The organism is Mesorhizobium sp. M1D.F.Ca.ET.043.01.1.1, assembly GCF_003952385.1.
Lineage (GTDB): Bacteria > Pseudomonadota > Alphaproteobacteria > Rhizobiales > Rhizobiaceae > Mesorhizobium.
The window spans coordinates 3,762,298-3,774,444 of sequence record NZ_CP034444.1 but is presented as its reverse complement, the minus strand read 5'-3'; the positions used below and the strand labels follow the sequence as shown (position 1 = coordinate 3,774,444).

Here is a 12,147-nt window from a genome sequence, read left to right as displayed (position 1 = left end):
TAAACTCGAAGTGGCGGTTGTGTGCGTCAAGTTCTGCAAAATGGGGCGGCCACGATGCTGGTCATGCGGCTTGGCGTAGAGCGAGCTTCTTGTGCTCGCGCAGGTCGTCAATGTTGATGTAGGGCCTCCATCCAGTTTTCGTTGGTTTCGACAGCCGGCGCCCTGACGAGGCGCAGGCAGCTTTCGGCGTTGGGGAAGATGCGCACGACATAGGTGCGCCGGCGGATTTCCTCATTGAGCCGTTCAAGCATGTTGGTGCTCTTGAGATGCTTGTGATGCTGGCGCGGCAGGCAAAAGAAGGTCAGCGTGCGCTCGATGGTCTCCTCCACCGTCGTCCATCTCGGCCTCGAGCACCTCCTGCATCACCGCACGGATCATTTCGTGAAGTCCGTCCGGGTCTGAAAGCAGAATGTCTTTGACGGCAGCGCTGGCGGTCTTACTTTCAATCTTGGTCATGGTGGCGTTCCTTCGCGGGAATCGGCGACATGAACAATCACCAGATCCCATGGCGACGGATGGATAGCGGCGCGTGCTCTGGCAGAGTGACGCTGCTAACAAACACCCCGCGGAGGAACACCATGCATGTAGTGGCCGACCGATCCGAAACTCTGACTGCTATCCGGACTGGTCTGGGCGCAATCTTCGTATCGCTGGAGCTCAGCCGTTCAACCTGGCTGATCTCGTCGTTGTCGCCAGGTGGCGGCGAGAAGTTGTCGAAACACAGTGTCCCCAGTGGTGATTTATCCGCCTTGTTCCGTCGCTTCGATAGCGTGCGAGAGAAGGCAAGAGCACGCATGGGGCCAGACTTCCCCGTCGTCGCTATCCAGGAAGCCGGGCTCGATGGCTCCTGGATCCATCGGGTTCTGAGCAAGGCGGGGATCGAGAGCTACGTCGTTGATCCCGCTTCTATCGCAGTGTCTCGTCGCAGTCGCCGAGCCAAAACCGATAAGATCGATGGTGAAACGCTCGTCTCTCCTTGCCTTCAAGCGAGGCGAACCGCGCATATGTGCAATGGTCAAAGAGCCAACACCGGAGCAGGAGGATCGCCGGCGTATCTGTCGTGAACGCAAGGTACTGACGACCGAACGGGTATATAAAACGCCGCTCACTCAGAATGGTCTCGTCGCCCGAGCCCAGCGGCCGTAGGCGGGATGTTGGTGCAGCCGTGAAGAGCAGCGACCGAATGTGAGGTTGATCTGCTCGGTTACGAGCAGAGTCCTGCAAGTCGGGTTCAACCTGGATCCCATAATCGATATGACAAGCTAATCCCACTTTGACCGGCGCTCAGCACACCTAATTTCGAGCCGCGCCGACCTACACACCCGCTATCGACATGATCCGAGTGGCGGCCTGAACTAGGCCGGCAAACTCATGTTCGTTGGCACTGTTTTTCGCTTGCATCCCGGTTAGGCGGGGACAGACGCCCTACTGCGACGCCTGCCCGGCTTGTCCGTGTCTCGCTCGCCTGACGTTTCGGGTTCGGTCTCAATGATCTCGCCCGCCACCACGGCGCGGGTCCGCTCCAGCATCGCGGGGATGTCCCGCGCGGGCAGCGGGCGGCTGAGCAGGAAGCCCTGCGCCTCGGTGCAGCCTTCTCTTCGGACCCGTTCCAGCTGCTCCACGGTCTCGACGCCCTCGGCGGTGGTCTGCATCCCGAGGCTGTTGCCGAGGCTCGTGACCGCTCGAATGATGGCGACGGAACTGTCGATATCTCCGGCGTCCGTGATGAAGGATTGATCGATCTTGATCTTGTCGAATGGGAACGAGCGCAGATAGCTCAAGCTCGAATATCCGGTTCCGAAGTCGTCCATCGCGATATGAACGCCGAGCATGTGGATATGTTGCAGCATCGAGAGAGTCGCCTGGCTGTTGGCCAGCAGCACTGTCTCGGTGATCTCAAGCTCAAGCCGGCTGGGGGGCAGTCCCGAGATATCCAATGCCTCGACGATGGTGGAGAGCAAGCGCGCGTTGCGAAATTGCGCCGGGCACAGATTGACGGCGACCTTGATGCTACCGGGCCAGCTTGCCGCGTCGAGACAGGCTTGCTTGATAACCCATTCACCGATCGGGACGATGAGGCCGATGTCCTCGGCCAGCGGGATGAATTCTCCCGGGGATACGATGCCGCGCGTCGGGTGATGCCAGCGCAGCAGCGCCTCGAAGCAGCTGACCTCGCCGCGGTCGAGATTGAGGAGCGGTTGGTAGTAGATTTCGAACTGCTGCCGCACCACCGCTTCGCGCAGGTCGAGTTCGAGAAACCGCCGCGCCTGCATGCGCGCATCCATTTCCGGTTCGAAGAACCTGTAGGTTCCGCGGCCTTCCGCCTTCGCCCGGTAGAGCGCCATGTCGCCGGTCTTGAGAAGTTGGTCGGCGTCAATGCCATCGTCCGGCGCGATCGAGATGCCGATGCTGGCGCTGATCATAACCCCGTGGCCATCGACGACATAAGGTGCGCTCAGCCCATCAATGACCCGTTGGGCAAGAGCTGTCGCCTCGACCGGCTGATCAACCGCGGTTTGAATGATCACGAACTCATCGCCGCCGAGCCTTGCCACGGTGTCGCCTTCACGGGCCACCTGTTTCAGTCTGGCGGCGACCTCCTTCAGCAAGGCGTCGCCAACCGGGTGCCCCAGCGTGTCGTTGACCATCTTGAAATGATCGAGATCGAGGCAGTGGAAAGCAATCTTGCTACCATCACGCCGCATCTCGACCAAAGCCTCCTCGGCGCGTTCGCGGAACAATATGCGATTTGGAAGCTCGGTAAGTCCGTCGTGGCGCGCCATGTATGAAATCTTGGCTTCGCTCCGCCGCAAGTCGGTCACGTCATGGTGAGTGGCAAGCCACCCGCCGCCCGGCAGTGGCTGATGGATGAGGTCGATGGTGCGTCCGTCCCTGAGTTCCACCAGGCTCACCGTCCGCTCTGCGCGATCGATGGTCTCCGTCAGCTGCTGCACATACTTTTCCGGGTCATGGCCGGCATAGAGGCCCGCCGCGATCCGGAACCGCATCAAATCGATCCACGGCGTGCCGGGACGAGTCAGGGGCTCCGGCACATGGTAGAGATCGGCGTAGCTTTGGTTGCACAGAACCAGCCGCCTCTCCGCATCGAACATGCAAAGCCCTACGGGCATATTGGCGGCGGCCGCGGCCAATTGCTGCCGCTCCAGCTCGGCTTCTCGGGCCAAGGCATCGCTGCGCTCCAGGCTGGCCCGGTAGCCGGCAAAGGCCGAGAACAGCACTCCAACCTCGTCCTGCCGATCCCTTTTCAGCGCAATGAGACTCGAACGGCGCTCGCCCTGCGCCAAGCAACGCATCGCCTCGGTCACGGCGAGGATCGGCTTGCTGACATTGTGGCGTATCCAGGCGACAAGCCCACCAAGACACCCGGCGGCAAAAAGAACTGCCAGCCAAGTCAATCTTTGCGCAACGGTGTAGGTCCTGTCCGCCATCACCGCCGCGGCCGTGCTGCGCTCGTTGGTGAGGGCCAGCAGGTCGTCCAATCGCTGCGTGGCGGCGGCAACGGTCGGGAGCGATACCGTCTCGAACTCCTTGACAGCCATTGTTCGCCCTCCTGTTTCGAGGAGCGGGAAAATCGATGTCAGGGAATCTTCGTAGGCCGTCCATAGGTTGACGAACTGGTCGAACAGCTGCTGCTCGGCCAGCGATCCGGCACTCCGGCGATAGGCGCGCCGACCTTGCAGTATTTCGTCGCTTTCCCTCGCCATCTCCTTCTCAATGCCGGCTATCTGCGCAGCCTCGGCAGTGCGCACGCGCAACGTCGCATAGAGCTGGTGTTCCGCGAGGTTGCGCTTCATCTCGCCGACGATCTGGACCTGGGGCAACCAAACGCTGGTGATCTCGCTCGTGACCTTGTTGAGTGATCGCAGTTGCGCGACCCCAAATACTCCCACGGCCACGACGCACAGCAGCGCCAGCCCAAAGCCCAACGAGAGCTTGGTCCCGACGCTAATGTCCTTTAGCCCTCTCATCTAGAAAACTGCAAACGCAAGACCAGTCCTCGTCAAATAGCATCGAGCTTTAGCGAATAGTAAAAGTATTCCTAGTGTCGCGTCTAAGGTATTAATGCTGGCTTAAGACTGCGTAATCCCCTAGAGGATCGACCAAACCACGTTGTAAAAGGCCGGCGGATGAAGCTCACCGATTTCCATATGATCCGATGACGGGCCTACAATGAGATCGAGGTGCTCGCACCTAGTCTTGGAAGCCGCTTGCAGCTTCTTTCACCGCACCGTGGGATCGGCCTTCGATCCCCTTCGAATGTAGCGAGGCCAGCCCATATTATGCACGACGATGGGGCTTTGAGGCTGGCAGTCGAATCTATGATCGGCAGTGTTCATCAGCCGAGGAAGGAGCGCCGCGGCGCGCGCCGAGGCGGTGCGCGAACTCGAGCGTGATCGCCGAGATCGAGGCGAAGGAGCCGCTCGAAGCGCTCGACACCTTCATGGCGCAGAACGCATCGATGATCCAGGCCCAGCATGCAGCCTCCAGCTTCGATGTCCATCGGGTCCTTCAGGCCATGGACCACGAGCCGAGACCGCCGCAAGGCGATGCCGGACTGATGCGGCTGCCGGTGGTCGACATGCAAGGCCGGCCGCTGGCCAGCGAAGCCGAGTTGCGCTATTCCATTTTCCACCGCTTGACCTCGGGCGCGGTGAAGGTGGTGGCGGTGCAGCTAAAGGGAACTCCGACTGGAGCCATGCTGACACGCACGTTCACCGTGGAGGGCGTGCCCTACCGCATGGACCTGTTCGGCGGCAGCAAACTGAAGCCGCCGCAAAAGAGCCTGAACCAGCTTGCCTCTCACCTGCCTTTCACGGCCGCAGAGGCCCCAAGCGGCAAGCTTTTGGCGATCCCCTATGCCGAGACGGCTCCGGGTACGGCCTTTGAGCAGCTGTCGCGGGCCTGGGCGCCGTTCAAGGAAGCCTATTACTATACCCAGCGCCGCGGATTTGCCGCGCCGCCGGGCATCCCCGACATTGGCCCCCATGATTATGCGCTGGAAGGGTGCTTCAAGCTGTCCCTTCTGCCCGACCATCCCGCAGGCGCAGTGCATCCCTTCCGGTTCGAGGGGCGAGACGGCGAGATCGCCTTGCGGCCGCATGACGGCTGCGGCTTCATTAGGGCCTCACTGGCCGAGCGCATGCCGTCCATTGCCCGGGCTCGCCACGACGCTCCCGAGCGGATGCCTGCCTATGCCGATAAAAGGCAATCGGCGGTACCGCCCTCGGCGCTGCAACATTATCCGCGTAGCGTCGAGGTAGCACAGGAGACCCGCGAGAAGGCTCAGGCTTGGCTCGAAACCCATCAAAGCCTCACCGCCGAGGAGCTGTTCCGGACGGTCACGGGCGGGCATATCGAGGGTTCGAGCGCTATCGCCGTGCCGTCCAGCGACGAATGCCTGCATGTGCCGACGGGCAAGAGCAAGACCTTGACCCGTGACGCTGGCGTGCTTGTCGGACGCTCCCCCTATGACAAGCCCAACCTGCGCCCGTTCGCCGCCGACCGGGTCAGGTCGGCGCGCGATGGCGACCGGACCGCGGCGTTCCTGGATCGGTGCGTGGCCTTCCAATATAGCTTCAACTTCGCGCACAGGTCGGGGGCTGGGCTTGCCGCCGACGATCCGACCTTCTTTGCCAAAGGCATCTTGATCGTTGTGCCCGACGAAATGTGGCCGGCGGACTTCGCCGAGCGCGGGGTCGTGATGTCTGCCGAGGACGTAAAGTGCCATTCGTACTGGCTGGAGGAAAAGGACCGGGTCAAGGCCGACACCGCGCTCGAGTGCGTCGGCATCCTGCAGGCGACGGAGGTGTTCGCGCCCGGCTCTTTGGTTGCGGTTCCAAGCGTCGAACAAAAAATGCTCGACGGCGATTTTGATGGCGACACCGTCGTCATCATTGGCGACCAGCCTCGCCTTTACGAGCATGTGCGCCAGTTCGACGCGCAGCTGCAGGCGCGCGGCATCGCCTCGATGAAGCCGCCGAAGTCGCACACGCCGGCCATTGAGAAAAGCGGCTACCAGTTCACCCGGTCCAAGCAGATCCTGTCGGCCACCGGGCTGGTGCTGGAGACCTACAGCTGCCTGCAGCGCAACGTGCTGGCGCAGCCGCTGGAGGCGCAACGCTGGTTTGCCGAGCGTGCCATCTTCGGCACCTACGAGGGCATTCATAATGAGCTCAAGGCCGACATCCGCGCACTGTTGCAGGAAGATCGGCCGGATGGCCAGGCCCTCCATGAGCTCATCGCCAGGGCGAGGGAAGACAGCAAGGCCGCCAGGCATCCGGTGGCCTGCGAACTGGCCGCGTTGTTAGTGGCCGAGCTCCAGGACTGGAACCTGCAGCTCAATAGCGAGCCGGCTCATGAGCAGTCGGAAGTCAAGCTGCATGAAAGCGCCATCAATCTGTTGAGCGTCGGCATCAAGGTCGGCACTGACGCCTACAAGTCCGATACCGGTGCGCGGGTGTTCATGCAAAAAACCACCGAATTGCAGCGGCTCTTGGAGCAGAGGCCGGGCTTCAAGTCGGCGCCATATGTCAAGGCGCAGGCGGCAAAGCTCCACCAGGGCCGGTTCGACGTCGATGGCAGCCTGGCGGATCTGAAGGACAACCCCACGCTGGCGGCATCGGTCATGGAGGCCTCGATCAGACTCGCCGTCGAAAAGCGCATTCTGCTCAGCGCCTTAGCAATCTCGGCCGAAGACGACCGCGCCAGCACGATAACGCTGAGCAGCGAACAGGCCCTTGAGCGGGCCAGGCTCGAAGCCGCCCCCGCCGAAGCGCAAGAAAGCGCGATTACCAAAAATTGTGCATGCGGTTGCCGAGCTTTTGCGGCAGGACGGCATCGAGGTGAAGGTGCCGCATCTTGACCAACGGTCGGGCGGGCAGGTCTGGATAGCCGACGAGTTGACCGGCCAGAGCGTGAGCACGGCGCCGGAGGCCCAACTGGTCACCAATGCCGTGCGCCATGTCTTCGAGATCCCGGACGAGGCTTTTACGCGCGCCTTCAGGAAGGCGGCACTGGCCTTCGAGGAGCGGGACTGCAGCGAGGTCGAGACCACCAACTGGGTCATCAGGATGGACAGGCCGCGGTTACGCGGCGTTCACACGGCGTTCAGAACCGCGCAGAACTATCGCTTCGAGGTCGAGTTCCCTACGCCGGCCAGTTATCGGGCCGAGCTCGCGCACCGCGCGCAGAGCTCACAGCTAGTCCCCATTCCCCGTGGTGCCTGGGAGATATTACACTGGGACTCGTCAGGAGAAAGCAGGTCGAGGGCGGCAGGGACCTCCAGGTCGCCCATCGTCGCAAGACAACAGATTGCGGTCGCTCGCTCGCCGCAAGCCGGCGAGATCCTCGCGGCCCTCGGTACGCGGCCGGTCGTGCTCGTCGGCATGCCGGCGAGCGGCAAGTCGACCATCGGCGCCCAGCTTGCCAAGGAGTTGGGGGTGGAGTTTGTCGACATCGATAAGCATATCGTCGCCGATCACGGCAATCTGATGGAGATGTTCGCCGACCCTGGCCGTGGCGAGGCGCACTTCAGGGACCTGGAGACCAAAGAGCTCGCCAAGCAGCTGGAGAGAGGCCCCATCGTCATCGCAACCGGCGGCGGCTGCTTTGGCAAGGAGTCCAATCAAGCCCTGATTCTTAATAAGGCGAGGTCGATCTGGCTCGACACCCGAGCTGAAAGAGCTCCGCAGGCGCCTCGAGAGGGACACCAGCCGGCCGCTGCTGCAAGGCGCCGACATCGAGCAGAAGGTTGACCAGCTGTACGAAGAGCGCAGTCCGTTCTACCAAAAGGCCGATATCAGGTTGCCCCTCGTCCCGCCCTTTCAAAAAGACAAGAAGGACGCCCGCATTTGCGTGAAGGAACTCTACGCTTTCCTGTGCAGCGACAGAGAAGCCGCTCTGCCCGCTGCCGAGATATCACATGTCTCCGGTGCTTCCGGCACCGCCATCAGCATGTCCCCAACAGCTCAGCGCATGCACGATGATCATCACAACGGCTACGATTGCGGGGGCGGCGTCGTGGAAACCATCCAGGCGCCGGCGGCACTATTGAGTGAAAGGGAACGGCCGCCGCTCCTCGACACCCTCACCGCCGACCCGCAGCCTTTGCTGGCCGGCAATAACGCACGAGCGAATTTAGCGTCTTCCACGAGAAGCAGGGAACGCTCAAGTCGAGGACGATAGCTTAGGCGTCGCAGGTTTGGTGCAGGGTGCGGGTTCGCACCGAATGCTAATAAAAGTGGGAAACGCATGCATAAGTCGTGAGAAGCCTGATGGCCGAGTTGATCCGGCCTGGATGACACAAACGTACAAAGACGAACCGCCGGTGCCGGGTCGCGCGCCAAATCCTGGTGATCGACCGGAAAGGATCAGCTCCGAGTCTAAACGGCATCGTCAACTTAATGAAGCGCGGATACTATGACAGAGTGACCCAATCCACCGCCGCGCCATTGCGTCGGTTTCGACAGATAAGATGGATTGGGCAGGCGAGCTCAAAAGAGCGATTGTAAATCGCAGTTGTAGCAGTGTAACAAACTGCGTAACAAAAAGCGCGAAAAGATTAGCATTTTCAGCAGGATAGGCGTGAAACCGAATCCCTCCCTCTCCGCCATCCTGCTTCGCGCTGCGCGCTTCGCAGGACAAGTCCCTCAATAGCTCTCGGCGCGAAACTGGATGTCCTTCGAAGCCTCGGCGAAGGAGGCTCGCTCTCAGCAATATCCGAAATAAGCCATGAGCTCCTGCGCCTCGCCCGCCTCGAAACGCGAGGCGACGTCCGCCGGCAGCGTCGATTTCCAGCCGCCCCGGTAGTCGGTGATAGGCTGGTTGACCTGCGTCAAGCGGCGGGCCGAATGCTCCGTCCGGACTCTTCTCTCCCTTCCCCAGACGACCGGATGCCGGTGATAGTCCAGGATGGCCGGATCGAAAGCCACCCCGATGAAGCGGCATAGCCGTTCGATGGAAAGCGCGGGCGCCTCGATGAAATCCTCGTAGCGCCACAGCATGCTCCCGCCTCTCTCGATGCAGAGCATCGAGGCCTTGCTGTCGGCAACCCACCTTTGGAAAGCTCGGTCGAAATCGCCCTCGTAACGCTGCCCGAGCGAGGTCACGACATCCCGGCCGTCGCGTGTGACGACGATGAAACGGGCGCCCGGAATCGTCTCGAGTATCTGACCGGTATGGTGGATATGGCCGGGGGTTTTTTCGACCCAGACGCTCCGGCGCGAAACAGCCGCCTCAAGCAAAAGCAAGCTTAGCTTGGTCCATCTGGCGCCTTTGTCCGAGACAAAAGCGCTTGTTTCCCGTGGGACGCTGAAGACATCGGGATGGGCGGCCAATATCCGGGCAAGCAAGGTCGAGCCGGTATGGCCACAACCACAGATAAATATGGAAACCCTCGGCTTTGGAATAAGCCGTACCACGCCCCTGTTCACTGACTGTGTCTCTCCCCGGACACTTAATCGAACCTCTTCTTTTGAGGCATTGCAATGGGAATGTTTCCACAGGGACGGCGACCGAGCACGGTTCGCGTTAGATCACATGGGGCAGTTGGTCAGGACGAGGAGCATGAATCCATCGATCTGAAAATCTGCGGCCAGGTCGCTTCCGAACAATCGCAGCCAGCGTTGCTGGGCCTCATAGGCGATTTGCTCCCGTTCCTGCGGACACGCGAATTTCAACCCGGCCAGGTTTTGGAGGTGATGGACCATTTCGTGGGCGAGGATCGATAGTTCGGCTGGTGTTCGGCCGTTCCAGCCGGCCGGCAGGTAGATGGTACGCGCATCGTCATCGTAGACTGCAAGAATATCGGCTTTCTCTCCGCCCCAATGATCGGAGGGTAGGCCTCGGAACCGAAGCCGACTCAGCCGCTCGGCCGGCACCCATGAGATCGTCGGCGGATTTGAAGGAGGAGGGAGGTCGAATTCCGACGAAAGCCAGACGGCGATGGCTTCCAGCAATGGCCTCAGGCTCTCATTGCCGGTCTCGAAATAGCCGGGCCGGACAACGAAACCCGTACCCGGCAGCACCGCTGCCGGAACGTCGTTCGGGCGGGATTGCGCCTGAACTTCGAAATCGTCGGCCTTGGCCTGAGCCCACAAGCTCGTCAGGGTCGAAACGAGGAGAAGTCGAAGAAGCCTCAAATCCTTTTCCCTCATGAAAGGCGGCCCGAACTATATATCAGAATTATCTAAATTAGCGATTACTATTCTTTCGCTCCCGTAAGAAGCCAGTCCGGTACGAGAACGCACTCTGGGGCTCAATCCCTTGAATTGCTTCATCCAGGCGAGCCAGACTTTGTATCCGCGCTCTATCCTCGCGTGCGACGCGGTCGCGCTTGCCCGGACGAATCGAACAAGCCGATGCAGGAATGCGACGCGATGTACATTCAACCTCCGCCAATGTGTTATACATTTCATGGAAGGGGCATCCCCCGCATGAAATGCGACTGGAACGAGCAGGCAAAGCCGCAACTTGATTGAGAGTGCGCGCGATGAGGTTCTGGGCCGCCTTTGTTGGTTTGTTTTTCCTGGCCGCGGAAGCCCTGCTGCCGGCCAGCGCCCTTGCCGCCGGCGGCAACCGGGTCGCCCTGGTCATCGGCAACAGCAAATATGTCTACGCGCCGGCTCTTCCCAACCCCGCCGGCGATGCCCGCCTGATGGCCGACGTCCTGCGCAAGGCGGGATTCAGCGTCATCGAAGGTGTCGACCTCGACTACGCCGGAATGCGCGACCGGCTGAACAAGTTCACGGAGGCCTCATATGAGGCGGATACGGCGCTGATCTACTACGCCGGCCACGGCATGCAGGTGAACGGCAAGAATTATCTGATCCCGGTCGACGCCGAGCTTACCGCTCCCGCGCATCTCAGGACCCGTACCGTCCAGATGGACGAGCTGCTCGCCGCTCTCCCGCCGGACCCTGCCGTCGGCATCGTCATTCTCGACGCCTGCCGCGACAATCCACTGGCGAGGACGCTCGCGGCGTCCTTGCCGAAGAGCCGCTCGACCACCGCGCCCGGCCTGGCGCCGATCGATGTCAGCGGGTCGGACGTCGGAACCGGCGGCGTGCTGATCGCCTTTGCGACCGATCCAGGCGCCGTATCCTATGACGGCAAAGGCGCCAACAGCCCCTACACGATGTCGCTGGCCAGGCACCTCGCCGAGCCCGGCGTCGAGATCCAGAGCGCGCTGACCCGGGTTCGCGGTGAGGTGACGGCCGAAACCGATGGGCGCCAGCGGCCCTGGCACAACGCCTCGCTCGGCCGCGAGGTCTTTATCGGCCCGCAGACGCCGCCGCCGGCCGCGCCCGCGCCGCAGCCGTCCGCGACCGAGACGCCGGTCGAGCCGCCAGGCTCGGATGCGCGCGGATGGGAAATCGAGCAGCGCGTCTGGGACGAGGCTTCGAAGCGCAACACGCTTGCCCACTACGAGGCCTATCTGCAGCAATTCCCCAAGGGAGCGTTCGCGGACCTCGCCCGCCTCAACATCGATCAGCTCAAGAAGCCGCCGATCACGCTCGGCAATGCACCGGCTGCTGCCGCCAAGACTGAGAGCGACGCGTCGCGCTCCGCCATGGCGGCGCAACCTCCGGCCGCGGCCGCCAATCCGGAAACCGGCGCTGGGACCGAACTGACGGAAAGCGCGATCGGGCTCGATCGTCAGGCAAAGATCGATCTGCAGGAAAGGCTGCTGGCGATCGGTTACGACCTGGACAGTGCCGACGGCGACTTCGGCATCAAGACGCGCCGTGCCATCGGCCGGTGGCAGGAGGAAAACCGGCTGCCCCCGACCAGCTTTCTCACCTCAAAGCAATATGCCCGCCTGAAACTCGACACGGACGACGCCCTGAAGAGCTATCGCGCCCAGAAAGCGTCGGAAGCGGAAGCGAACAAACAGGAAAGCGCCACGCCGCAAAAGACGCAGAAGCCGCAACCGGTCGCCCGCGCGAAACCGAGACGTGAACAGCAGCGCGAAGCCGCAAATCCGCGGCCGGCGCCAAAGGCGGCCAAACCGGCGCAGCGAAAGTCCGGGTACCGCACCTGCAGCGGCATTGACGGCACCTTCGAGGTTCCCGCGTCCCAGAAGTGTCCGCTGAGCGGCTACGCGCATTATTGAGGGCACATCGGTGC

The 12,147-nt window shown here is 61.8% G+C and carries 8 protein-coding genes and 2 pseudogenes; 5 read left to right on the top strand and 5 right to left on the bottom strand.

Annotation, left to right across the window (positions count from 1 at the left end; all coding sequences use genetic code 11):
• Window positions 1-61: 61 nt before the first annotated feature.
• Together EJ067_RS18495 and EJ067_RS18490 are read right to left on the bottom strand one after the other, a co-directional pair.
• Window positions 62-344: pseudogene (locus EJ067_RS18495) on the bottom strand (transposase); the annotation flags it as partial.
• Complete coding sequence (locus EJ067_RS18490; protein ID WP_126057615.1) at window positions 244-456, bottom strand: hypothetical protein; 213 nt, start codon at window positions 454-456, stop codon at window positions 244-246. The pseudogene EJ067_RS18495 and the gene EJ067_RS18490, both read right to left, overlap by 101 nt.
• A gap of 122 nt (window positions 457-578) precedes the next feature.
• On the opposite strand from EJ067_RS18490, the pseudogene EJ067_RS34615 reads away from it, so the two are divergent.
• A pseudogene (locus EJ067_RS34615) lies at window positions 579-1,092 on the top strand (transposase); the annotation flags it as partial.
• A 314-nt stretch (window positions 1,093-1,406) separates the two neighbouring features.
• Here EJ067_RS34615 and EJ067_RS18480 read toward each other — a convergent pair.
• Window positions 1,407-3,947 carry an EAL domain-containing protein gene (locus EJ067_RS18480; RefSeq protein WP_168247756.1) on the bottom strand — a complete coding sequence of 847 codons (2,541 nt, stop codon included), beginning with the start codon at window positions 3,945-3,947 and terminating at the stop codon, window positions 1,407-1,409.
• A 464-nt stretch (window positions 3,948-4,411) separates the two neighbouring features.
• Here EJ067_RS18480 and EJ067_RS18475 point away from each other — a divergent pair, with 464 nt between their 5' ends.
• The 3 genes from EJ067_RS18475 to EJ067_RS35365 are packed head-to-tail and all read left to right on the top strand — an operon-like array spanning window position 4,412 to window position 8,205.
• Entirely contained in the window at window positions 4,412-6,883 is a 2,472-nt protein-coding gene (locus EJ067_RS18475; protein ID WP_245455307.1) for a hypothetical protein, read from the top strand.
• Window positions 6,864-7,775 (top strand): shikimate kinase, encoded by a 912-nt coding sequence (locus EJ067_RS35370; protein ID WP_245454709.1) that lies wholly within the window; start codon window positions 6,864-6,866, stop codon window positions 7,773-7,775. Before EJ067_RS18475 ends, EJ067_RS35370 begins: the two co-directional genes overlap by 20 nt.
• Window positions 7,663-8,205 (top strand): shikimate kinase, encoded by a 543-nt coding sequence (locus EJ067_RS35365; protein WP_306462658.1) that lies wholly within the window; start codon window positions 7,663-7,665, stop codon window positions 8,203-8,205. Before EJ067_RS35370 ends, EJ067_RS35365 begins: the two co-directional genes overlap by 113 nt.
• A 524-nt stretch (window positions 8,206-8,729) precedes the next feature.
• On the opposite strand, the gene EJ067_RS18470 is transcribed toward EJ067_RS35365, so the two are convergent.
• Complete coding sequence (locus EJ067_RS18470) at window positions 8,730-9,269, bottom strand: sulfotransferase (RefSeq protein WP_245467987.1); 540 nt, start codon at window positions 9,267-9,269, stop codon at window positions 8,730-8,732.
• 285 nt (window positions 9,270-9,554) lie between these two features.
• Window positions 9,555-10,175 (bottom strand): DUF6647 family protein, encoded by a 621-nt coding sequence (locus EJ067_RS18465; protein WP_126087038.1) that lies wholly within the window; start codon window positions 10,173-10,175, stop codon window positions 9,555-9,557.
• 335 nt (window positions 10,176-10,510) lie between these two features.
• On the opposite strand from EJ067_RS18465, the gene EJ067_RS18460 reads away from it, so the two are divergent.
• Complete coding sequence (locus EJ067_RS18460) at window positions 10,511-12,133, top strand: caspase family protein (RefSeq protein ID WP_126087037.1); 1,623 nt, start codon at window positions 10,511-10,513, stop codon at window positions 12,131-12,133.
• Window positions 12,134-12,147 lie beyond the last annotated feature (14 nt).